General features: G+C 62.9%; 20 protein-coding genes. 9 read left to right on the top strand and 11 right to left on the bottom strand.

The annotated features are described in order from the left end of the window. Positions 1 to 20: 20 nt before the first annotated feature. The 4 genes from YU9_RS0105345 to YU9_RS0105330 all read right to left on the bottom strand — a co-directional run bounded on the left by YU9_RS0105345 (position 21) and on the right by YU9_RS0105330 (position 3,883). On the bottom strand, positions 21 to 998 hold the full coding sequence (locus YU9_RS0105345) for a HEAT repeat domain-containing protein (protein WP_027571844.1): 978 nt from the start codon (positions 996 to 998) through the stop codon (positions 21 to 23). Between the two features lie 2 nt (positions 999 to 1,000). Beyond that, positions 1,001 to 1,234, bottom strand: coding sequence for a ferredoxin family protein (locus YU9_RS0105340; protein WP_011085981.1), 234 nt, complete (start codon positions 1,232 to 1,234; stop codon positions 1,001 to 1,003). A gap of 31 nt (positions 1,235 to 1,265) precedes the next feature. Further along, positions 1,266 to 3,008: a fumarate reductase/succinate dehydrogenase flavoprotein subunit gene (locus YU9_RS0105335; protein WP_027571843.1), complete on the bottom strand. Its 1,743-nt coding sequence runs from the start codon at positions 3,006 to 3,008 to the stop codon at positions 1,266 to 1,268. Between the two features lie 101 nt (positions 3,009 to 3,109). Next, on the bottom strand, positions 3,110 to 3,883 hold the full coding sequence (locus YU9_RS0105330; protein WP_027571842.1) for a ferredoxin--NADP reductase: 774 nt from the start codon (positions 3,881 to 3,883) through the stop codon (positions 3,110 to 3,112). A 216-nt stretch (positions 3,884 to 4,099) separates the two neighbouring features. On the opposite strand from YU9_RS0105330, the gene YU9_RS0105325 reads away from it, so the two are divergent. From YU9_RS0105325 to YU9_RS0105295, 6 genes are all read left to right on the top strand, one after another. Beyond that, positions 4,100 to 4,396: a gamma-butyrobetaine hydroxylase-like domain-containing protein gene (locus tag YU9_RS0105325; protein ID WP_027571841.1), complete on the top strand. Its 297-nt coding sequence runs from the start codon at positions 4,100 to 4,102 to the stop codon at positions 4,394 to 4,396. Between the two features lie 236 nt (positions 4,397 to 4,632). Further along, positions 4,633 to 5,406 (top strand): Crp/Fnr family transcriptional regulator, encoded by a 774-nt coding sequence (locus YU9_RS0105320; protein WP_027571840.1) that lies wholly within the window; start codon positions 4,633 to 4,635, stop codon positions 5,404 to 5,406. A 181-nt stretch (positions 5,407 to 5,587) separates the two neighbouring features. Continuing rightward, positions 5,588 to 7,009, top strand: coding sequence for an ABC transporter substrate-binding protein (locus YU9_RS0105315; RefSeq protein ID WP_027571839.1), 1,422 nt, complete (start codon positions 5,588 to 5,590; stop codon positions 7,007 to 7,009). Continuing rightward, on the top strand, positions 7,006 to 7,908 hold the full coding sequence (locus tag YU9_RS0105310) for an ABC transporter permease (protein WP_027571838.1): 903 nt from the start codon (positions 7,006 to 7,008) through the stop codon (positions 7,906 to 7,908). Before YU9_RS0105315 ends, YU9_RS0105310 begins: the two co-directional genes overlap by 4 nt. After that, a complete protein-coding gene (locus YU9_RS0105305; protein ID WP_027571837.1) occupies positions 7,905 to 8,777 on the top strand; it encodes an ABC transporter ATP-binding protein in 873 nt (290 codons plus the stop codon). Before YU9_RS0105310 ends, YU9_RS0105305 begins: the two co-directional genes overlap by 4 nt. Before the next feature lie 271 nt (positions 8,778 to 9,048). Further along, entirely contained in the window at positions 9,049 to 11,037 is a 1,989-nt protein-coding gene (locus tag YU9_RS0105295; RefSeq protein ID WP_027571836.1) for a phospholipase D-like domain-containing protein, read from the top strand. Between the two features lie 171 nt (positions 11,038 to 11,208). Here YU9_RS0105295 and YU9_RS0105290 read toward each other — a convergent pair whose 3' ends face one another. The 7 genes from YU9_RS0105290 to YU9_RS0105260 all read right to left on the bottom strand — a co-directional run bounded on the left by YU9_RS0105290 (position 11,209) and on the right by YU9_RS0105260 (position 17,646). Then, the gene (locus YU9_RS0105290; protein WP_027571835.1) at positions 11,209 to 12,267 is read right to left on the bottom strand and encodes a YeiH family protein; all 1,059 of its coding nucleotides are present in this window, start codon (positions 12,265 to 12,267) and stop codon (positions 11,209 to 11,211) included. Between the two features lie 130 nt (positions 12,268 to 12,397). Then, complete coding sequence (locus tag YU9_RS49760) at positions 12,398 to 12,754, bottom strand: hypothetical protein (RefSeq protein ID WP_245266307.1); 357 nt, start codon at positions 12,752 to 12,754, stop codon at positions 12,398 to 12,400. 25 nt (positions 12,755 to 12,779) lie between these two features. Continuing rightward, positions 12,780 to 13,493: an ABC transporter ATP-binding protein gene (locus tag YU9_RS0105280; RefSeq protein WP_027571833.1), complete on the bottom strand. Its 714-nt coding sequence runs from the start codon at positions 13,491 to 13,493 to the stop codon at positions 12,780 to 12,782. After that, positions 13,490 to 14,245: an ABC transporter ATP-binding protein gene (locus tag YU9_RS0105275; RefSeq protein ID WP_027571832.1), complete on the bottom strand. Its 756-nt coding sequence runs from the start codon at positions 14,243 to 14,245 to the stop codon at positions 13,490 to 13,492. Before YU9_RS0105275 ends, YU9_RS0105280 begins: the two co-directional genes overlap by 4 nt. Before the next feature lie 132 nt (positions 14,246 to 14,377). Beyond that, the gene (locus tag YU9_RS0105270) at positions 14,378 to 15,397 is read right to left on the bottom strand and encodes a branched-chain amino acid ABC transporter permease (RefSeq protein WP_027571831.1); all 1,020 of its coding nucleotides are present in this window, start codon (positions 15,395 to 15,397) and stop codon (positions 14,378 to 14,380) included. Further along, complete coding sequence (locus YU9_RS0105265) at positions 15,394 to 16,296, bottom strand: branched-chain amino acid ABC transporter permease (RefSeq protein ID WP_027571830.1); 903 nt, start codon at positions 16,294 to 16,296, stop codon at positions 15,394 to 15,396. The genes YU9_RS0105270 and YU9_RS0105265 overlap by 4 nt, the downstream gene beginning before the upstream one ends. Positions 16,297 to 16,386: 90 nt before the next feature. Further along, positions 16,387 to 17,646: an ABC transporter substrate-binding protein gene (locus YU9_RS0105260; protein WP_027571829.1), complete on the bottom strand. Its 1,260-nt coding sequence runs from the start codon at positions 17,644 to 17,646 to the stop codon at positions 16,387 to 16,389. Positions 17,647 to 17,818: 172 nt separating this feature from the next. On the opposite strand from YU9_RS0105260, the gene YU9_RS0105255 reads away from it, so the two are divergent. Genes YU9_RS0105255 through YU9_RS0105245 form a run of 3 tightly spaced genes read left to right on the top strand, consistent with a single transcriptional unit; the run spans position 17,819 to position 21,857 of the window. Beyond that, a complete protein-coding gene (locus tag YU9_RS0105255) occupies positions 17,819 to 19,312 on the top strand; it encodes an AMP-binding protein (protein ID WP_027571828.1) in 1,494 nt (497 codons plus the stop codon). Continuing rightward, a complete protein-coding gene (locus YU9_RS0105250) occupies positions 19,309 to 19,950 on the top strand; it encodes a TetR/AcrR family transcriptional regulator (RefSeq protein WP_027571827.1) in 642 nt (213 codons plus the stop codon). Before YU9_RS0105255 ends, YU9_RS0105250 begins: the two co-directional genes overlap by 4 nt. Next, entirely contained in the window at positions 19,947 to 21,857 is a 1,911-nt protein-coding gene (locus YU9_RS0105245) for an NAD(P)/FAD-dependent oxidoreductase (protein ID WP_027571826.1), read from the top strand. Before YU9_RS0105250 ends, YU9_RS0105245 begins: the two co-directional genes overlap by 4 nt. The last annotated feature ends 25 nt before the right edge of the window (positions 21,858 to 21,882 follow it).

Raw genomic sequence — 21,882 nt, 5'->3', positions numbered from 1 at the left:
CGGGAAGTCCAGTGCAGCCGCTATGCCCCCGCCCGCGCCTTTCGCGCCGCGATCTGCTGCAGCGCCCAGCGCGCGTTCTTGCGCACGTCGGGATCGGGATCGTCGGCAACGACGGCCAGGAACGCCTCGCCGTCGGGATGGGCGATCTCGCCCAACGCCGCAGCGGCCTCTTTCCGCAAATTCGCCTGATCGTGGTTGACGCAATGGCCGATCGGCCGCACGGCGCGCTCAACCTTCATCTTGCCGAGGCTGCGGATCGCCTTCAGCCGGACCTGCCAGAACTCGTCGGTAAGGCAGGCGATGAGCTGGTCGGCGGCCAACGAGCCGTTCACGTTAAGACCCAACGTTTCCGCGGCCATTTCACGCACCATCCAGTCCGAGTCCTTCAGTGCGCGCGTGATCGTCTCCGCCGCAGGCTTCATCTGCGAGAAGGCCAACGCGCTCACGGCGGCACGGCGTACATGGGCGTCCGGATCGTTGATCAGCGCGGTCAGCGCGGGAATGGATTCTTCCAGCTTGAGGAAGCCGATCACCCCAATCGCCTGCACGCGCACGGCGGCGTCAGCGTCGTGGAGCGCTTCCAGCGCCGGCTTCAGCGTGTCCTTGCAGCGCAATTCCTTGAGCGCGCGCAGCGCGCCCATGCGGACGAAGGCGTGGGCGTGCTTGACCAACGGCAGGATGATGACGGCGCAGGCGGGATCCTTGAACTCGGCCATGCTGTCGGCCGCGGCTGCCGCAACGATCCTTTCGGGATCGACAAGCAGCTTGACCAGCGCGCTCGCGGCCTCCGGCCCATCGAACTCGCCGAGCGCCATCGCGACCTGCTGGCGCACGCCCGCATCGGGATCGGCGACCATGTTGGCGAGATGTGCGACCGCGGCAGGATCGCCGGAATGGCCGAGCGCGATGATGGCGACGCGGCGCTCGGCGGGATCGGCAGCCTGAAGCCGCTCGTCGGCGTCTTCGAGGTCGTCATAGGACTCGAACGGGCTCGACATGATCACCTCAACAGATAGGGAATGTTGACGGTGACCGCACCGGTCGGGCAATCGGCTTCGCAAGGCATGCAGTACCAGCACTCGTCATAGGCCATGTAAGCCTTGTTGGTCATCTCGCTGATGCGCAGCACGTCGAGCGGGCAGACGTCGACGCAGACGGTGCAGCCCTTGTCCGCGATGCACTTGGCGTCGTCGACGACCACCGGAACCGATGTCTGATAGGACGCGAGAGGCATTTGATGTCTCCTGTTGCTGTGTTCTGGTGGATCAAGCCGAGGCGCGGATGCGCTGCTTGTCGTAAAGATCCTTCTCGTCGTCCGCGACCGGCACGACGTACGGTTCGACTGCGCGCTTCTCGCTGGTCATCTTGCCGTCGCGCTTGCTCAGCAGCGTGTGGCAGAACCAGTTCTCGTTGTCCTTCTCCGGGAAATCCGTGCGCCAGTGATAGAGGCCCCAGCGGCTCTCCTCGCGATAGAGCGAGGCATGCGCGGCCATGTCGGCGCAATCCATGATCGACTGCACTTCGAGGGCGCGGAGCAGCTCGTGCGCGTTGCGCGCGATCATGCGCTCCTGCATGTCCTCCCGCACCTCGGCGAGACGGCGCATGCCGAGCTCGTATTTGCGCGTGACCTTCGGCGGCTGGAGATAATCGTTGACGAGGCGCCGGGTCTTGTACTCGATCTGGTTCGGCGGAATGCCGTCCTCGCACTTGGTCGGCGCCATCACGCGGTCGCGCTCCATGGCGACGTCGGCGGCGTCGAACTCCGCAAAATCGTGGCTGTCGGCGAACTCCATCGCATCTATGCCGGCGACCGAGCCGTTGGTGAAGGCACCCAGCATGTAATTGTGCGGCACGCTCGCCATGTCGCCTGCGGCATAGAGGCCAGGCACGGTGGTGCGGGCATTGTCGTCGACGAACACGCCGGAGGCGCTGTGGCCGGAGCAGAAGCCGATCTCGGAGATGTGCATCTCGATCGACTCACTGCGGTAATCGACCCCGCGCCCCTGCTGAAACAGGCCGCGCGTCGGACGCTCCACCTTGTGCAGCGTGGATTCGATTTCCGAGATCGTATCCGGGTGGAGATGCTTGAGCTGGAGGAACACCGGGCCTTTGCCCGAGAGGAGTTCGTTGTAGAATTCCAGCATCATCTGGCCGGACCAGTAGTCGCATTCGATGAAGCGCGAGCCTTCATTGTTCGCCGTGTACGCACCGAAGGGACCGGCGACATAGGCGCAGGCCGGTCCGTTATAGTCCTTGATCAGCGGGTTGATCTGGAAGCATTCGAGGTTCGCGAGCGCTGCGCCGGCATGATAGGCCATGGCATAGCCGTCGCCGGAATTGGCGGCGTTCTCATAGGTGCCGAACAGGTAGCCGGAAGTCGGCAGGCCGAGGCGGCCAGCGGCGCCCATGCAGAGGATCACGGCCTTGGCCTTGATCACCAGCATCTCGGCCGTGCGGGTATTGACCGACACTGCGCCGGCGATGCGGCCTTCGGCGGATTTCAGCAGCCTCGTCGCCATGTAGCGGTTGGAAATCAGGATGCGGGCGCGGCGGAGCTGGCGGTAGAGCGCCTTCTTCACCGTCTCGCCGTTCGGCATCGGCAGCACATAAGTGCCGATGTGATGCACCTTCTTGACGGCGTAGTCGCCGTTCTCGTTCTTCAGGAAGCGGATGCCGAAGCCGTCGAGCTCCTCGATGATGCCAAAGCAGTTCTGCGCGTATTTGTAGACCGCCTTCTGGTCGACGATGCCGTCATTGGCGATGGTGATTTCCTTGGTGTACTGCTCGGGCGTCGCGTAGCCGGGAATGACGGCATTGTTCAGCCCGTCCATGCCCATCGAGATCGCGCCGGAACGCTTGACGTTGGCCTTTTCGAGCAGGACGACATTGGCTTTCGGGTTCTTCAGTTTCGCCTTCAGCGCCGCCATCGGGCCGGCCGTGCCGCCGCCGATCACCAGCACATCGCAGGAAACTTCCGAAAGTCCGTCGACGATCTGATCTAGTGCCATCACTTGCTCCTGGTTCGCCGATCCCGGCGCCTTTGCGTCAGATTTGTTCAGTCGGCGTCCCGGCGATAGCAATTAGTTGTCGCCGGGATGCGATTTGCGCCTCAGCGCTCGACGAAGGCCTTTTCGATGACGAAATGGCCGGGCTGGCTGTGATTGCCCTCGACAAAACCACGCGCGGAGAACATCGCGTGCAGCTCTTCGAGCATCGCGGGGCTGCCGCACAGCATGATGCGGTCGGTCTCGATGTCGAGGCCGGATTGGCCGATATCGTCGAAGAGCTGGTTGGAGGCGATCAGGTCGGTGATGCGGCCGCGGTTCCGGAACGGCTCGCGGGTGACGGTCGGGTAGTAAACGAGCTTGTCGCGGATCAAGGGGCCGAAGAACTCGTGATTGCGAAGACCTTCGACGAGGTGCTCGCCATAAGCGAGCTCGGAGACCTGTCGGCAGCCATGGGCGAGCACGATGGTCTCGTAGCTCTCGTAAACATCCGGGTCCTTGATCAGGCTGGCGAACGGCGCAAGGCCCGTTCCGGTCGAGAGCAGTAACAGGCGCTTGCCGGGAATGAGATTGCCGGTGATCAGCGTGCCCGTCGCTTTGCGGCCGACCAGGATGATGTCGCCCTCCCGGATCTCCTGCAGGCGCGAGGTCAGCGGACCGTCCTGCACCTTGATCGAGAAGAATTCGAGCGCCTCCTCGTGATTGGCACTGGCCATGCTGTAGGCCCGCATCAACGGCTTGCCCTCGACCTCCAGCCCGATCATCGCGAACTGGCCGTTCTGGAAACGAAAGCCGGGATCGCGCGTCGCGGTGAAGCTGAACAGGGACTCGGTCCAATGCTTGACCGACAGAACTGTTTCTTTCTGAAATGCGCTCATGATCTCTCCTTCGCCATCGATGACGCACAAGGTTTCGCAGAGAGGAGAGTCCGGCAATTCGGAAGTGAAATTCCCGGTCGATTAGTTTCACATTTCGCGAGCGATGACCGAAGCGAAGGCACGAACCGCCATCATCACGCATGCGCGCCGGCAATTAGTTGCTATTCATGCTGCCACGCGCCGACCTAGAAGAGAGCCGGAGGTTTCGTCATGACCATGACCCTGGTGGCACCGACCGTGGCCGACTACGAGGCAAGCACCGATCTCGCCTCGCTCCTCGTCCGCACCGCGGAGGACGACGCGCTCAGCGTCCCTGCCGAAAAGCTCCGGCTCTCCTGCAAATGCGCCCACTGCACCCGCGCCCGCTTCGATGGCCGCTTCCCGGAAGCATTTCCGGGGATTGCGATCACCGAGATCGGCGATCTCGGCTACGGGCTGAACATCTCTTTTTCGGACGGGCATAACCGGGGGATTTACCCGAAGCCATATCTGCTGAGCTTGGCCGAGCAGTAGGTGACGCCACGCGAGGTACGCGAGCGTAGAACCGCAAATTCCGCTGTCATGCCCCGGCTTGACCGGGGGCATCCAGGTACGCCGCGGCCCCTCCGTATCCCATTGACGTCTCTGGAATACTGGATCGCCCGCTTTCGCGGGCGATGAGTAAATTGCGGTGGCGTACCACGAGCGCTCCCACATCTGGCACGGACATTGCTCCTCTTTAGAACGATTTGAACGTTCCGGAGGCGGCGATGTTGCAGGCGGCGAATGCGGTTCGCGGGGCTGTTCCCGCAGCGATGCGGCCTGCGGTCAGTTCCTCGCTGCTGCTCACCGAGAACCAGCAATGGATCGGCGGTCCACCACCGTTGATGGACAAGCTCTCGCCGCGCGAGCGGGACTTGGTGCTGAAGCAGGGCCGCCGCAAGGTGCTCAACCGAGGCCAGACGCTGTTCAGCCAGGGCGGCAAGCATGACGGCATCTGGCTGATCGAGAGCGGCCGCATCCGCGTGTTCTACACCTCGCCGCAGGGGCGCGAGATCACGCTCGCCTATTGGCATGTCGGGAATTTCGTCGGCGGCCCCGAAGTGTTCGAGGGCACCGTGCACCAGTGGTCCGGCGTTGCCTCCAGCAATTGCAGCGTCGTGCACCTGCCCGGAAAAGAACTACGGTCCCTTGCCGCCGAGATCCCGAATCTCGCCATCGGCCTGATCGAAGGCCTCACCTTCAAGGGCAAATGCTATTCCGCCCTGGCGCAGATGCTGGGGACACGCTCGATCACGCAGCGCCTTGCGCATCTCTTGCTGCATCTCGTCGAGCTCTACGGCGTCGATGACGCCGATGGCACCGTGATCGCCGCCGCTTTCACTCACGCCGATATCGCCCACATGGTTGGCGCCACCAGGCAATGGGTCACGATCAGCCTGAAGCGGATGCAGGAGAAAGGAATCGTCCTGACCAAGCGGTCGCAGATCGTGGTGTGCCGGGCCGACGTGCTGGAGGAGATGCGCGGTCACGCATCGGACTAGACAAATTTGGGACCAAGGCCGGTGCTCAGGCAAGCGGCTTTATAGTGCAGGACTGCTCAAGGAGTATGCAATCAGCTTTTCCCGGCAACTAATCGACTGCGGCGGCCACTCCGGATTTGCCCTGCCTGCGCCCTCACTCAATCATGGCAACCACAGCACATCCAACCGAATGAGGATGAGAATGGTCCGCCATCTTCCCACGCACTCGATCGCGATGTCGGTGACGTCGCTGGCGCTACTCGTCACGCAGCCGGCTTCGGCGGAGACCGTCACGCTCGGCATCGGAACGCAGGACACCACGACCAACACAGTGACCGCGGGCGTCGTCATCCGCCAGTTGCATCTGCTCGAAAAGTACCTGCCGAAGGACGGCAAATACGCCAACATCAAGTTCGAGCTGGAGTGGCAGAATTTCACCTCCGGTCCGCCCGTCACCAACGCGATGATGGCGAACAAGCTGCAGATCGGCATGATGGGCGACTATCCGCTGATCGTGAACGGCTTCACCTTCGAGAGCAACCCGGAGAGCAAGAGCCGTCTGATCGGCGTCGCCGCCTACAGCCTGTCCGGCTCGGGCAACGGCCTCGTCGTCCACAAGGACTCGCCCTATTACGATCTCGCCGATCTCAAGGGCAAGCTCGTCAGCGTGCCCTTCGGCTCTGCCGCGCACGGCATGGTGCTGAAGGCGATGCAGGACCGCGGCTATGCATCCGATTTTTTCCAGCTCGTGAGCCAGAGCCCGGAGGTCGGCTCGACCAATCTCCAGGAGAAGAAGATCGATGCCCACGCCGACTTCGTCCCCTTCGCCGAGCTGCTGCCGTTCCGCGGTTTTGCGCGAAAGATCTTCGACGGCGTCGAGACGAACTTGCCGACCTTCCACGGCATTGTGGTCCGTACCGATTTCGCCGAAAAATATCCGGAGGTCGTCGTCGCCTACTTCAAGGCGGTCATCGCTGCCAATCAGTGGCTGCGCGACGATCCCAAGCTTGCCGCCGAGAAGATCCAGGAATGGACGGGCATCAACAAGGAGGTCGTCTACATCTTCCTCGGCCCCAGCGGCAACATGACCACCGATCCCACGATCAAGCCCGCTCTGATCGATGCCGCCGCCGCCGACGTCAAGGTGCTGCAAAATCTCGGCCGTATGAAGGAGTTCGATCCGAAGAAATGGGTCGACGACAGTTACATCCGCAAGGCCTATGCCGAGATGAGGCTCGACTACGACGCGCAGCTTGCAAGCACGAAGAATTACGAGATCTCCGGCGAAGATGCCTTCTGCAAGAAGCCGATCGCCGATCCGCGCAAGGCCGGCGAGGTCTGGGTGGATGATGCCGGCATCATGCCCTTCTCGTCCGCCGCCTGCACGCTCGGCGCGTACGCCGACTTCAAGACCAAGGGCAAGAAAATCAACGTCGCCTACGTCTTCGACACCACCCGCGGTATCAAGCTGTTCGCCGACCAGGCCTTCTTCGCGGTCGGCAATGGCGATGTCGCGCCGTTCCTGCTGAAGAAGGACGCCGAAGCCTACGCGGCCAAGATCAGCGGCAAGGTGCTTGGCTTCGAGGACGCTGTGAAAGCGGCGGTTGGGGGAGGCAAGACGTGAGCAGTCCCGCTCTTGTCAGACATCCCGAGGACAGCATGCCAGCAATTGCAGAGGCGGGCCCCCTCCCTGCCGTTACGCCCCCCGCGCCCCCCGCCTCCTTCGGCACGCTCGCGCTGCGCTGGTATCGGCTCAATCGGGCGGGTCTGCGCGCCACCGCGATCGGCGTCATTTCGCTGCTCGCGTTCCTCCTGGTCTGGCATCTGCTCACGACCTATCGCGTCGTGTTCTTCGTGCGCTTCACCAACGTGCCCTCGCCGCTCGCGGTCTATGCGAGCTTCACCAAGGCGATTCACGACCCCAAATTCCTGATGCATATCCTGCTCAGCTGCCGGCGCATCTTCATCGGTTTCTCGCTGGCGGCGATCATCGGGGTGCCGCTCGGCTTGATCATGGGCCGCTTCAAGCTGGTGCACGAGGTGATCTTCCCGGTCGCCGAGGTGCTGCGGCCGATTCCGGCGATCGCCTGGGTGCCGATGGCGATCATGCTGTGGCCAACCAACGAGCAGAGCATCGTCTTCATCACTTTCCTCGGCTCGTTCTTCCCGATCCTCGTCAACACGCTGCATGGCATGTCGCTGGTCGATCCCGTGCTGGTGCGTGCAGCGCAATGTCTCGGCGCGCGCGAGCGCTCGATCTTCCGCGAAGTGTATTTCCCGGCCTCGCTGCCGCACATCTTCACCGGCCTCACCGTCGGCATGGGCGTGGCCTGGGTGTCGCTGATCGCCGCCGAGATGATCTCGGGCCAGTACGGCATCGGCTATTTCACCTGGGAAGCGTATTCGCTGGTCCAGTATGCCGACATCGCGCTCGGCATGATCGCGATCGGCGTGCTCGGGCTTGGATCGAGCCTGTTGATCCGCGGCGCCGGGCAATTGGTGATGCCGTGGAGGTCGACATGAGCGAGGTGATTGCGAACACGTCGAAGGGCCATATCGAGGTTAGGAACTTCTCCCTCGCCTACGAGACCATCGAGGGACCGGTTCAGGCCGTCACCGACACGCAGATCCATGTGAAGCCCGGCGAGTTCGTCTCGATTGTCGGCCCTTCCGGCTGCGGAAAGTCGACGCTGCTTAACGCCGTGGCCGGCTTCCTCAAGCCGACCACGGGCATCGTCACCGTCGATGGCGAGCGTGTGAATGGCCCCAGCGCCGAGCGCGGCATGGTGTTCCAGCAATATTCGCTGTTTCCCTGGAAAACGGTACGGGAGAATGTCGAGTTCGGCCTGAAGATGCGCGGCATGCCTCGCTCGCAGCGCGAGCGCGCCGCGCGCACCCTGCTCGGGCTTGCCGGGCTGGAGGCGTTCGAGAAGCACTATCCGGAAAAGCTCTCAGGCGGCATGAAGCAGCGCGTCGGCATCGTAAGAGCGCTCGCGACCGGACCAAAGGTGCTGCTGCTGGACGAACCGTTCGGCGCGCTCGACGCGCAGACGCGCGTCATCATGCAGCAGATCCTCACCAACATGTGGCAGCGGCTGAAGATCTCGGTGCTGTTCGTCACTCACGACATCGACGAGGCCATCTTCCTGTCGGACCGCGTCTACTGCATGACCGCGCGCCCCGGCTCGATCAAGGCAGAGATCCCGATCCCGCTGGAGCGGCCGCGGCAGCAATCGATGATGATGTCGTCGGAGTTTTTGGCGCTGCGCCGCGGGCTGATGTCGCTGATCCGCGAGGAAAGCCTCAAGGCGATGGGCGGCGAGATCAACGACATGGGCATGCAGGGGCTGAGCATCGAGCTGCACGGGCATTCGCTGGCGGATGTGATTTAGGAATCGCGCTCGACGCTTGCGCTCCCTCCTTCTCGAACTGCGCAGCCCCCGATGATGCTCGGGCTCGCGCCGGCTCATCTCCGCTTTGTCCTGCTCCGCACGATCACCGATTTCCTCGTCGAAAGACATTGAGCGGTCGGCGACACTCATATGAAAAGCCAAGTGGCAATTTGCCGCACTAAACTCGATTGCATTTTTCACGAAGCCCCACAACCACCGGTTAATGTGATCTGCATTTACTCGCCTGTCGTAGCCCCGGGGGATTTATTTCATGGGCAAGATCATTTCCGTTCGCGGGTACGCGAACAATGAAGTCGCTTACGTCGCGTGGGATATTGACGGCAAAATAAAAGACTGCCTCGGCTTCGAGGTCACCCGTGTCTATGTCGACGAACACGGTGTCGTGAAGCGCCGCGCTGACGGCAAAGAGGATCGGGTGAAGTGCGCCGCCTGGGTCGCTTTCAAGGGGCAGAGCAATCCGAATTGGATTCCGCAGGATACCGGTGTCTGGCCGGTACAGAAGCTGGCCTGGCGAGACCTCACCCTTCGCAAGAAGCGCGACGGCGCGACGCGTAGGCCCGACGAGGTTCGAGTGCGTTACGAGATCAGGCCTGTGGGCGATATGCGGCCCGGCCTCGAACCGGTTCCTCCAAACGGGATTGACTTTGCCGATATCGTCAAGCGGGACAGGAAGGGCCGGCCTGTCAAAGGTCCGGACGGCAAGCCCCTGAAGATCCGCGTCAAAGCATATGAAGGACCAAAGCGCCCACTCGGCTATCTCGCGCCCGCCGAAGTATCGAACGATATTTTCGTGACGACGCGGCGCGGCCCCTTCCGGTCAACCTTCACCAATGGAATTCTGGCCGCACAGTGGCTGCGCAACGTTCTGCTCGAGGACGGTGTCATCAAACCAAACGAGCTAATCGAGAAGCTCGAAAATCCTCACGACGTGCATCGCAAGTATCTCGCTGGCGATGTCGTTCCGCTGATCCACGATCTTTTCGCGCGTAAAGGAACGTTCTATCTCAGTCTATACGAACTTGAGGACCGCGAGCTCGAAGATATCCTCATCGCCAACAAGTCGCGTATCCACGTAATCCTCTCGAATACCTCCGCAGGCAAAGATAAGAAGTGGGACGAGCGCAACAGACCCGCACGCAAGCGTCTCATCGACGCGGGGGTCGATATCCAGCACCGCATGTTCAACAACTCCATCCACATCGGCCACAACAAATTCGTCGTGCATGTCCCGCCGGAGGGCGGAAGCCGTTCAGTATTGACCGGCAGCACCAACTGGACCTCCACGGGAGTCGCTGGCCAGACCAATAATGCACTGCTGATCGAAGATGACAGCATCGCTGAGAGCTATCTGAATTACTGGAAGCGCATGAAGAAGGATGCACTGAAGGTACCGAAACCCTTCGGCAAAGCGATGAAGGACAATCAACAGGGCGATAAATTCCGGGAGGACAATGCCGCGCCCGAAGAGATGGATGTTGAAAACGGTACGGCGCTCCGCGTCTGGTTCTCTCCCAACATGCTACAGCGTAAAAAACCAACCTCCAAGACCAAGCCGGCACCGACGCCGCCCGACCTTACGGATGCCTATAGATTGATGCGCAGCGCCAAGGAGGCCATCCTGTTCCTTGCCTTCTACCCAGGGCAGAAAGGTAAGGACTGCATCATCGGTGAGGTCATCAATATCGGACTGCACGATCGTTCACTGCTGGTTAGCGGTGCAGTCTCAAGCGCAATGGCGATGCCGAACTATGTCGGCAAGAAGAAAGACGAAGATGGTGAAGTCGTAGAAGAAGGCGAATCGCCAGCTACATTTGACGACAAGAATGTCTCGATAGTCCGCGCTTCGCGCATCGACGACCACAATCTGCTAGGCGACTTCGGGGCGGAACAATTGACTGCGAAGGGCTCGATTGGCGCAATCATACATGACAAGCTTGTCGTCATTGACCCCCGGCTCGATGAATGTCACGTCATCCTTGGCAGCCATAACCTGGGCTTCAAGGCTTCATACTCGAACGATGAAAATATGCTGATCGTCAGCGGCAATCGCGCATTGGCCGAAGCCTATGCAGTTCATATCCTCGACGTATACGACCACTACCGCTTCCGGGCCATCGAGACCGAGCGCAAGCGCAAGGGCAAGAAGGGGTGGTCGGGCTTCCTGGAAACGGATGCCCACTGGCAGGACGGATACGTCGAGCATAAAAAGGGACTGTTAATGCGGTATTTCGCGCGCTAGCCGGAGCTTACAGAAGCCGGGAACGCCTCGCGACAGCGATGCCTCTTCATCGACAGGGATCTGTCAGTATGCAGGATCGGCGTACGTCACCTCTGACGGCGAAGGAGAGAGCACCGATGCCGGTCGGGATTGAGCCCGTGAAATGCGTCTCCATGCGAGCGACGGCCGGCCTCACTTGAACCAATGCACCAGCGCGATGCTGATGCCGAGCAGAAGCATCAGCGACAGCGTCACTGCAGCCGTCACCCTGCCCCCGACATTGGCGAGAACGCGCACGTCGACGCCGAGACCCAGCGCGGCCATGGACACCACGGTCAGAAAGCTGGTGATCTTCGTCACCGGGCCGACCACAGTGGCCGGCACGATCTCCAGGGAGCGCAGAGTCGCGAGCGCGAGGAAGCCGAGGATGAACCACGGGACCAGGCGGAAGAAGCCGACACTGGTCTTCTTGGCATCGCTCTGCCAGCGCGAGGCGGCGAGCGACAGGCCGACGACGACCGGGCCAAGCATCAGGACGCGCATGAGCTTCACCAGCGTGCCGATCTGCGTCGAGACGAGGCCGGCCGGCACCGTCGCCGCCAGCACCTGCGGCACCGCGTAGACGGTGAGGCCCGCGAGGATGCCGTATTGCGTCGCGGACAGCTGCAGCAGCGGGATCAGCAGCGGCAGCCCCAGCACCATCATCACGCCGAGGATCGCGGTGAAGGAAATCGACGATGCGATCTCGTCGTTGTTGGCGCCGATGATCGGCGCCACGGCCGCAATCGCGGAGTTGCCGCAGATCGAGTTGCCACAGGCGATCAGGATCGACAGCCGCGTCGACAGGCCCAGCAGCCTACTGACGCTGAAGGAGACGCAGAGCGCGACCACGACGACCGCCGCGATCGATGCCAGCAGCGCGATGCCCGAGGCGGCGATGGCCGCGAAGCTGATGGAGGCGCCCAGCAGCATGACGGCAACTTCGAGGAGCTGTTTTGCGCTGAAGGCGATGCCCGCCTGCCAGCGCGGCGCGGGCTTCCAGAAGCTGCGGAGCGCCATCCCGAGCAGGATCGCCATCACCAGCGCCTCGACATAGGGATGCTCGAACGCGCCCAGTTCCGCCCGCTCCAGCAGGGCCGACACACCGGCTACGAGAATGCAGAGGAGGATGCCCGGAATCAGCGCCGCAACGCGGCTGACGGCGGTGGCCGGCTTGGCATCGGCCGGGCTGGATGCTTGATTCTGCGACACAAATTTCTCCCGAAGGAGAATGATTTATACGCAGCGCGCCCCGATTGGGAAATATGTTTTCGACATATCAGGGCCGAGGGAAGTTCTGTGCTCGCTTTGGAATAGTCAGGCTCAGAAGGTCGGGCGGGCCTTAGAAGATCAGATTCTTGGCAAGCGAGGCGACCCGGCTGAAACCGTCATAGATGCCCGGCTCGAAGAACGCCGCACGCGCTAGCACGATGCCCGCGACCAGCGACCAGAACAGCGTTGTGCCGGCCCGCAGCAGGAGCTTTGAGGCGCGCGATTTCGGCTGGGCGTCCGTTCCGGACGCCAGTTGCTCGCCGAAGGGCTCAAATGCGGTGCGTTCCATAGCTGCCGATCCATCAATCTCTGGCAGAAATGTCGTCGTTTCGGGCCCAAACGGCAATGGAAGCAATTGGCGTTTTTGCGTTCCGGGAGGGAAACTCCTTCCTCCCGACAGCGCCACGGCAATAGTTTTCTTCTTCACGCCTATTTGGACACCGGCGCCCGGCTTAGAGAGCCAGGTACCGCCGGCGGATCGCATCATTGGCCTTCAGCTCGTCGATCCCGGCGGCATAGACAATCTGGCCCTTGTCGATGACCGTGGCGTGGCTCGCCAGCCCCAGGCAGAAATGCATGTTCTGCTCGGCGATCAGCACGGTCGACCCGAGCTGGCGCAGCTGCCGCAGCAGCTCGCCGATCCGCTGCACGATGATCGGCGCGAGGCCTTCGCTCGGCTCGTCCAGCAGCAGCAGCGCTGGATTGCCCATTAGCGTGCGCGCGATGGCAAGCATCTGCTGCTCGCCACCCGACAAGCGCCCCGCAATGCGATGGCGCAGCGGCTCCAGCAGCGGGAAGACCTCGTAGATGCGTTTGATCGGCCACTCGTCCTGGCCCTCCGGTCCCTTCTTGCGACCGATGACGAGATTGTCCTCTACCGTGTGCTCCGGAAAGATCTGGCGGTCCTCAGGCACGAAGCCGAGCCCGGCGCGCGCGATGGTGTGCGGCTTCATGCCGGAGATCACCGCGCCGCGCAGGCTCACCCTGCCCCGCCGCGGCGGCGCGAGGCCCATGATCGCCTTCATGGTCGTCGACTTGCCGGCACCGTTGCGGCCGAGCAGCGCCATGGTCTCGCCCTGCCGCACCGAGAGACCGACGCCGAACAGGATCTGGCTGGTGCCGTAATAGACGTCGAGGTCGGCGACTTCTATGACGGGCGCGCTCATGCGGCAGCCCCCGCATGTTCGGTGCCGAGATAGGCGTCGATCACGGCGCTGTTGTTGCGGATCTCGTCCGGCGTGCCGGTCGCGAGGATGCGGCCATAGCAAAGCACGACGATCTTCGGAGCGATCTTGAACACGATGTCCATGTCGTGCTCAATGAAAACGACGGTGATCTTCTGGCTCTCCCAGAGCTCGCGCACCTTGTCGATCATGCGCCAACGCTCCTCCGGGCCCATGCCGGCGGTGGGCTCGTCCAGCAGCAGCACTTTTGGTTCGAGCACGAGCGCCAGGGCGATATCGAGCAGTTTCTGGTCGCCATGCGACAGCGTGGCCGCGGTGCGATGGCGCTTGCTTGCCAGACCTAGCAGTTCCATCACATGCTCGGCGCGGCCGCGCGTCTCGGGCAGCGGAAAGCGCTTGTGCAGCACCGCGGAGGTGCGCTGGTCGGCGCTGACGGCGGCGAGCATCGTCTCCTGCACCGTCAGCGATTTGAAGATGCTGGCGACCTGGAAGGCCCGGCCGATGCCGTGACGCACGATCTCCGGCGGCGAGCGGCCGGCGAGATCGACGCCGTCGAGCAGCACCTGTCCGGAATCCGGCCTCAAGGCGCCTGTGATCAGGTTGAAGAAGGTGCTCTTGCCTGCGCCGTTCGGACCGATCACGGCGGTGAGGGAGCCGTCGGGGAAGTCGAGCGACACGTCATTGGTCGCCTTCACGCCGCCGAAGGATTTTGCGAGGTTGCGGATCTCAAGCATGGTGCGCCTCGCGCCGTTGTCTGACACCGTCATTCCGGGATGGTCCGCCAGGACCAGACCCGGAATCTCGAGATTCCGGGTTCGCACTTCGTGCGCCCCGGAATGACTCAATCTCAAGCACTCCAGGCATGGCTAGCGCCCCTCGCCTGCGTCGCGCCGGTACGCGTACCATTCGGCGACGAAATCCAAGAGGCCCTTGCGCAGGCCCAGCGCGAAGAACAGGATGACCACACCGAGCACGATGCCGTGATACTCGGTGAACCGCGTCACGGTATCGTTGAGCAGCAGCAGCAGCACAGTGCCGACCATCGGGCCGAGGAAGGTCGAGACACCGCCGAGCATGTTGATGAAAATGGCTTCGCCCGAGATGGTCCAATAGGCGAACTCGGGATAGGCGCCGGAGACGAACAGCGCCATCACCATGCCGCCCATCGACGCGAACAGCGCCGCCAGCACAAAGACCGTCAGCTTCGCCCGCCAGACGTCGATACCGAGGAAGCTCGCGCGCGCGGCATTGTCGCGGATCATGCGCAAGGTGTAGCCGAACGGCGATTGCGCAATCTGGCGCATCGCAAGCAGGCCAAGGATCAGAAGCGCGCAGCTCGTGACATAGAGATGGACGTGATTGGACAGATCGATCCCGAGGAACGCCGGCCGCGGAATGCCGCCGCGCAGGCCCTGGTCGCCGCCGGTGAAGGACGCCCAGGACAAAATGGTCGAGTGAATCAGCATCTGGAAGGCGAGCGTGACAAAGGCGAAATAGATCTCCTTGAGCCGCACGCAGATCGCGCCGATGACGGCCGCGACCATCGCCGTGATCGCCAGCGTCGCGACGAAGGCGATCGGAATCGGCACGCCGAGCTTCTGCATGATCAGGCCGAAACTGTAGGCACCAAGGCCAAAGAACATGCCGTGGCCGAACGAGGTCAGGCCGGTATAGCCGACCAGCAGATTGAGCGAGGTCGCGAACAGGCCGTAGGCCGAGCAGCGGATGACGAAATCGAGCAGCGCCTTGCTGCCCGTGAACAGCGGCAGGCTCGCCAGCACGGCAAAGGCGATCAGCGCGATCAGGACGTCGCGATAGCGTCGCAGCGCCGTGCCGCCACGCGCCGGCACCAGCGTTTGCGCGCGCCCGGCCTCGAGCTCGGTCATGCCGCCTCCTTGCCGAACAGGCCGGTGGGTTTGGAGACCAGCACGATCACCATGAACAGATACATCAGCCCTTCCGTGAACAGGGGAAAGCCGAGCGAACCGAACGAGCGGATCAGGCCGAGCAGCAGCGCGCCGATCAACGCGCCGAGGATCGAGCCCATACCGCCGATCACGGTGACGATGAAGGATTCGATCAGGACCGAGAATCCCATACCCGGCGTCAGCGACCGCACGGGCGCTGCAAGCGCGCCGGCAAGCCCTGCCAGCATGCCGCCGAGCGCGAACACGCCGCCATAGATGAGGCCGGTGTTGATGCCGAGCGCCGACACCATGCCGGGATTATTCGCGGCGGCGCGGATCACCTTGCCGATGCGGCTGCGCGAGAGGCCGATACCGAGCACAATCGCCGCGACCAGCGCGACGCCGATCAGCAGCAGGTAATAAGGCGGCACCACGCCGCCGGCGATGAACAGCGGCATCACCTGGAACGCCGACGGCATGCCCATCGCCTTGAACTCCGGCCCCCAGATGATGCGCACGACATCATCGAAGATCAGCACGAAGGCGTAGCAGACGAGAAGCTGCATCAAGACATCCGCGCCATAGACGCGGCTCATAAACACGCGCTCGAAGATCAGGCCGAGGATTGCCGTGCCGGCGGCCCCGGCCAGCATCGCCAGCGCGAAGCTTCCCGTGAGCTGGTAGGCCGTCATCGCAAAATAGGCGCCGAACATGTAGAAGGCGCCGTGGCTGAAATTGACCACCTTGAGCACGCCGAAGATCAGCGTCAGGCCGACCGCGACCAGAAACAGCAGCATGCCGATGATGAGGCCGCTGGTGGTCTGCGTCACAAGGCAGGCGGAACTGGCAAGACAGCCGGCGAGCGCGTCGAGATCCACGGGAGCACTTTCATTGCAGCGCGCCTGATGTGGCGCGGAGAGCTAAACGAAAACGGCGGAGGCGGTCACCCGCGTCCGCCGCACATCAGGTCAGGTGTAGCCCTTGCTCTTCTTCCACTCGGCCTCGAGCTCGAAGATGGTCTTCCAGTCGCCGGCCTTGACCTCGGGCACATAGGGCTCCTGCGGGATCGTGGTGCCCCAGCCGATGGCGTAGCCGACCAGCGTGTGGTCGTCGCCGCGCATCGTCACGGTGCCGTCGGCGCCGAACGGGCATTTGATGGTGAGGCCCTTCAGCGCCTCCGCAATCTTCTTGCCGTCGGCGGAGTTCGCCTTCTTCGCGGCTTCCGCCATCAACATGATGGCAGTGGCGTTCTCCCACGACCAGTTGGTCGGATATTCATTGTACTTGGCCTTGTAGGCGTCGCCCCAGGCGGCGTTTTCCGGCGTAGCCGGGAAGGTCTTGATGTAGCGGTTACCGGAGTGGATGCCCTTGGGCAGATTCTTCACCACGGTGAGCGCGGTGTAGTCGGCCATGTTGACCGCGAACACCTCCATCTGGCCGAACATCGCGTAGATGTTGGCTTGGTCGATGTAGGAGGTGAGATCGCCGCCCCACAGGCACGAATAGAGCGCCTGCGGTTTGGCCTGCAGGATCTTGGTGACCACCTCGGTATAGTCGGGCTGGAACAGCTTCGGCCAGGACTCGCTGATGATCTCGACCTCGGGCGCAAAGCGTTTGAGGTAGAGCGTGAATTCCGCCGTGGTATCGCGGCCATAGGCATAGTCAGGCGAGCAGGTCGCCCATTTCTTTAGGCCCTTCGCCTTGGCGATCGCTGCGGCATAGCTGCCGCCGACGATGGAGTCGTGCACACCCTGCCGCGCGGTACGGAACGCGTTGGGGATGTGCTGCTTCGGATCCGCGGTCAGCGCCGAGGTCTCCGAGTTGGTGTGGATGCAGAACACGCCGAGGTCGCGCGCGACCTCGTGCACCGCGAAAGCGCCGGAGGAGGCTTCGGCGTCGATCAGCAGTTCGCAGCCGTCTGTGTTGACGAGCTCGCGCGCGACGCGGGCCGCCTCCTGCGGCTGGCCCTTTGAGTCGCGGATCACCATCTCGATCTGCCGGCCTGCAAGACCGCCGGCGGCGTTGACCTTCTCGACCTCGAGCATCACCGCATTGCGCGAGGACGTGCCGAGCTGCGCGACGCGCCCCGACAAAATCGTCGGCATGCCGATCTTGATGGTCTTGGCCTGGGCGCGCGCCACCCAGGGCGCGGCAAATGTCATCGCACCGGCGCCCATCAGCGCCAGCGTTGAACGGCGGCTGATGCCCGGCGTGCGGGTTCTCGTCATTTTCCCCTCCCTCTTTCGGGTCGGCGTTTCCTAGTCCCTTGCCGGAGATCGTCTCGTCTCCGTATTCCCAAGGATTTCAGAGCCAGGGGGTGACGTCAAGCCAAAGATGAATTATGAGTCAGAATTCACAGTAGAGGAAACGAGGCCGGCGATCGGCCCGAAGCCAGCGAAAATGATCAATCTGTCGAGCTTCATCGGCTTTCATGCCCGGCGCACGCCGGGGCGGCCCGCGCTGAAATATCGCGGCGAGGAGATTACCTACGCCGCCTTCGACGCGCGCATCCGGAAAGCGGCCGGCTGGCTCGCCGCGCAGGGCATCGGCGCCGGCGATGTCGTGGCCGTGCTGATGAAGAACAGCGCGGCGTTTCTTGAGCTCGTCTTCGCCACCAGCCACCTCGGCGCGGTTTTCCTGCCGATCAATTTTCGGCTGTCGCGCGACGAGGTCGGCTACATCGCCGGCAACGCCGGCGCGCGCCTTCTGATCGTCGATGAGGAATTGGCGGCGAATGCCGCGGGCGCGAGGATTGTCGTGCTCGACGAAGCCGCGCAGCAGAGCCTCACGCATCTCGCGGGCGACACGCCGCCCGCCTCCATGCATGTCCGTCGGCCATCGGACCTGATGCGGCTGATGTACACGTCGGGCACGACCGACCGCCCCAAGGGCGTGATGCTCTCTTACGACAATTTCTACTGGAAGTCGGCCGACCAGACCATCGCGCTCGGCCTTGGTGCCGAGACGCGGCTTCTCGTCGTCGGCCCGCTCTATCATGTCGGCGCGCTCGACCTGCCCGGCATCGCCGTGCTCTGGCATGGCGGCTTCATCCGCATCGAACGCAATTTCGAGGCTGAGACGGCGCTCGCGGCAATCGCGGAGGACAAGCTCAAGGCCGCCTGGTTCGCGCCGGTCATGACCACGGCGATGCTCACCTGCCCCACACGCGACCGCTACGACGTCTCCAGCTTGAAATGGGCCATCGGCGGCGGCGAGAAGACGCCGGAGCTGCGCATCCGCGCTTTCTCAGAGCTCTTCCGCAACGCGCGCTACATCGATGCCTATGGTCTCACCGAAACCGTCGGTGGCGACACTTTCATGGAGGCGGGGCGCGAGATCGAGAAGATCGGCTCCACGGGTCGCGCCATCGCCCATGTCGAGATCGAGATCCGCGACGAGGACGGCAAGGTGCTGCCGCCGAACGTCAATGGCGAGATCTGTCTGCGCGGACCGAAGATCACGCGCGGCTATTGGAAGGATCCGGAAAAGACGGCTTCCGCGTTCTTCGGCGACTGGTTTCGCAGCGGCGACCTCGGCTATCTCGACGACGAGGGTTTTCTGTACCTGACCGACCGCAAGAAGGACATGATCATCTCGGGCGGCGAGAACATCGCCTCCTCCGAGGTCGAACGCGTCATCTACGATCTGCCTGAGGTGCGCGAGGTTGCGGTCATTGGCCTCCGCGATGCGCGCTGGGGCGAGCGTCCGGTCGCCATTGTCGTGCTGACTGAAGGCGCCAGCCTCGAGCTCCCTGCCCTCACCGAGCACTGCCGCGCGCGGCTGGCGAGCTTCAAGGTGCCGAAACAGCTGATCATCCGCGACAGCCTGCCGCGCAACCCAAGCGGAAAGATCCTCAAGCGCGTGCTGCGCGCCGAGCTGGAGACGTCTGAATGACGCAAGTGAACGCCAAGGTGACAAAGCTCAACCGCGTCGAGCGCAACGCCTGGACCAAGCAGAAGATCTTCGACGCCGCGACGAAAGTCGTCGGCAAATATGGCTATGCCGAAGCCTCTGTGGCCCGCATCACCGAGCAGGCCGGTGTCGCGCAAGGCACCTTCTACAATCATTTCGAGAACCGCCAGGAGCTGCTCGACCAGCTGCTGCCCAAGATCGGCCTCGACATGGTCGCGTTCATCCGCGCCCGCACCGGCAATGTGCACGCGGCGCGGCAGGAGATCGAGCGCTTCTCCGCCTTCTTCGACTTCATCCGCGAGGTCCCGGAATTCCTGCGCATCCTCAACGAGGCCGAGTTCTTTGCGCCGATCGGTTACCAGAAGCATCTCGATAACATCTCGGTTGCCTATGTCCGCATCCTGCGCCGGGCTCGTCTTGCCGGCGCGATCGAGGATTACAGCGATGAAGAATTCGAGGCGATCGTCCACATGCTGATGGGCGCGCGCGGTTATCTCAGCCGCCGCTATTCCTATTCGCAAGGCGGCGTCACCGCCGTCCCCGACCACGTCATCTCCGCTTATCGCAAGTTGATGACGCGAGGCCTCTTTACTGCCTCCGGAGATCAGGACACGCCATGAACATCGAATCTCCGCACAAGCCGCTCGACCTTGCCTCTGCTATCGCCGAGGGCGATATCCGTTGCCTGCTGATGGTGCTGGTGCACATGACGGGTGATGAGAAGTGGCTAGAACTGCCCTACTTGCCCAAGCGCGATATCCGCCTCATTCCCGATCCCGAGGCCGGCGTGCCCCGAGAGGTCCAGGACGAGATCCGGGCCGCCGTGGTCAAGCTGTTTGCCGACGGCACGCCACAGCCTGTCATCACCGACCCCGGCGAGGAATTGCTGCTGAGGATGATGCGCGCCTGCCTCGGCGAGAACGTCGCGCCGGAATACGCGCCCCTGATGCGCGAGGAGATGGGTTTTGTGCCGCGTGAGGCGCGCTGGACGACGCGCCCTTCCGACCAGAAGCTTGCGGACCAGCACGTGCTGATCGTCGGCGCCGGCGTCTGCGCCATTGCGCTCGGCGTGGCGCTCGGCCATCTCGGCATCCCCTACACCATCGTCGAGAAGAACGCCGAGCTCGGCGGCACCTGGTGGATCAACCGCTATCCCGGCTGCGGCGTCGATACGCCGAACCACTCCTATTCGTATTCGTTCGGCTCGCGGAATGCGTGGACGCGCTACTTCTGCCAGCGTGAGGAGTTGCTCGGCTATCTCCAGAAGGTCGCGGACGAATACGGCATCCGCCAGCATCTGCGCGTCAACACCGAACTCACCTCGTCGCGCTGGGACGAGGGCAGGCGACGCTGGATCTCGACGCTGCAGACCAAGGACGGCGAAGAGACCTTCGAGTCCACCGCACTGGTCTCGGCCATCGGCCAGCTCAACGATCCCTCCCGCGCGAGTTTCAAAGGTGAGGACAACTTCAAGGGCACGATCCTGCATTCGGCGCTGTGGTCGAGCGACATCAACGTCGACGGCAAGCATGTCGCCGTGATCGGCACCGGCGCGACCGCGATGCAGCTGGTGCCGTCGATCGCCGGCCGCGTCGCCTCCGTCACGGTCTATCAGCGCAGCGCGCAATGGGCGCGCCCGGTGAAAGGCTATTCCGATCCGATCAGCGAGGGCGCGCGCTGGCTGCTCGCGCATCTGCCGTTCTATGTGCAGTGGTACCGCTTCAACATGTTCTGGCGCTACGGCGACGGCCTGCTGCCGTTCCTGCGCAAGGACCCGGACTGGCCGCACCCTGAGCGCGCTGTCAACAAGGGCAACGACCGGCATCGGCAGGAGCTGACCGACTTCATCCTCACTGAGTTGAAGGACCGGCCCGACCTGATCGCAAAATGCGTGCCGACCTATCCGCCCTACGGCAAGCGCATCCTGCTCGACAACAACTGGTTCAAGACATTGACGCGGGACAATGTCGAGCTCCTCACCGACGCGATCGACCGTTTCGACGAAAGCGGCATCGTCACCGCCGATGGCAAGCACCGTCCCGCCGACATCATCGTGGTCGCCACCGGCTTCAAGGTCACGGAAATGGCGGCGCGGCTCAACATCACCGGTCGCGGCGGCAAGGATCTGCGCGACGCCTGGAGTAACGACAATCCCACCGCATTTCTCGGCCTCACCGTGCCGGGCTTTCCAAACTTCTTCTGCATGCTCGGGCCGAACTCCGGCCCCGCCCACGGCGGCAGCGTCATCTTCCAGTCGGAATGCCAGAGCCGCTACATCTCGGCATGTCTTGTCGATATGATCGAGCAGAACGTCGCCGCGATCGACCTCCACCCGGACGTGCTCGACGACCATGTCCGCAAGGTCGATGCCGAGCACGAGGCGATGATCTGGACCCACCCGGGCATGACGACCTACTACCGCAATTCAGGCGGCCGCGTGTTCTCGGCGATGCCATGGCGGTTCGTGGACTACTGGCGCATGACGCATGATCCGGATCTGCGGCAGTACAGGCTGACGAAGGCTTAGGTCGTGATCGGTTAATCGCGCCACG

It is taken from the genome of Bradyrhizobium sp. WSM1743 (genome assembly GCF_000473065.1).
Lineage (GTDB): Bacteria > Pseudomonadota > Alphaproteobacteria > Rhizobiales > Xanthobacteraceae > Bradyrhizobium.
This window is presented reverse-complemented; position numbering and strand designations above follow the sequence as displayed.

What these genes read in the sequence shown, in the direction of transcription:
- YU9_RS0105345 (WP_027571844.1), bottom strand. Translation starts at nt 998, where the DNA reads ATGTCGAGCCCGTTCGAGTCCTATGACGACCTCGAAGACGCCGACGAG.
- YU9_RS0105340 (WP_011085981.1), bottom strand. Translation starts at nt 1,234, where the DNA reads ATGCCTCTCGCGTCCTATCAGACATCGGTTCCGGTGGTCGTCGACGAC.
- YU9_RS0105335 (WP_027571843.1), bottom strand. Translation starts at nt 3,008, where the DNA reads ATGGCACTAGATCAGATCGTCGACGGACTTTCGGAAGTTTCCTGCGAT.
- YU9_RS0105330 (WP_027571842.1), bottom strand. Translation starts at nt 3,883, where the DNA reads ATGAGCGCATTTCAGAAAGAAACAGTTCTGTCGGTCAAGCATTGGACC.
- YU9_RS0105325 (WP_027571841.1), top strand. Translation starts at nt 4,100, where the DNA reads ATGACCCTGGTGGCACCGACCGTGGCCGACTACGAGGCAAGCACCGAT.
- YU9_RS0105320 (WP_027571840.1), top strand. Translation starts at nt 4,633, where the DNA reads ATGTTGCAGGCGGCGAATGCGGTTCGCGGGGCTGTTCCCGCAGCGATG.
- YU9_RS0105315 (WP_027571839.1), top strand. Translation starts at nt 5,588, where the DNA reads ATGGTCCGCCATCTTCCCACGCACTCGATCGCGATGTCGGTGACGTCG.
- YU9_RS0105305 (WP_027571837.1), top strand. Translation starts at nt 7,905, where the DNA reads ATGAGCGAGGTGATTGCGAACACGTCGAAGGGCCATATCGAGGTTAGG.
- YU9_RS0105295 (WP_027571836.1), top strand. Translation starts at nt 9,049, where the DNA reads ATGGGCAAGATCATTTCCGTTCGCGGGTACGCGAACAATGAAGTCGCT.
- YU9_RS0105280 (WP_027571833.1), bottom strand. Translation starts at nt 13,493, where the DNA reads ATGAGCGCGCCCGTCATAGAAGTCGCCGACCTCGACGTCTATTACGGC.
- YU9_RS0105275 (WP_027571832.1), bottom strand. Translation starts at nt 14,245, where the DNA reads ATGCTTGAGATCCGCAACCTCGCAAAATCCTTCGGCGGCGTGAAGGCG.
- YU9_RS0105270 (WP_027571831.1), bottom strand. Translation starts at nt 15,397, where the DNA reads ATGACCGAGCTCGAGGCCGGGCGCGCGCAAACGCTGGTGCCGGCGCGT.
- YU9_RS0105260 (WP_027571829.1), bottom strand. Translation starts at nt 17,646, where the DNA reads ATGACGAGAACCCGCACGCCGGGCATCAGCCGCCGTTCAACGCTGGCG.
- YU9_RS0105255 (WP_027571828.1), top strand. Translation starts at nt 17,819, where the DNA reads ATGATCAATCTGTCGAGCTTCATCGGCTTTCATGCCCGGCGCACGCCG.
- YU9_RS0105250 (WP_027571827.1), top strand. Translation starts at nt 19,309, where the DNA reads ATGACGCAAGTGAACGCCAAGGTGACAAAGCTCAACCGCGTCGAGCGC.
- YU9_RS0105245 (WP_027571826.1), top strand. Translation starts at nt 19,947, where the DNA reads ATGAACATCGAATCTCCGCACAAGCCGCTCGACCTTGCCTCTGCTATC.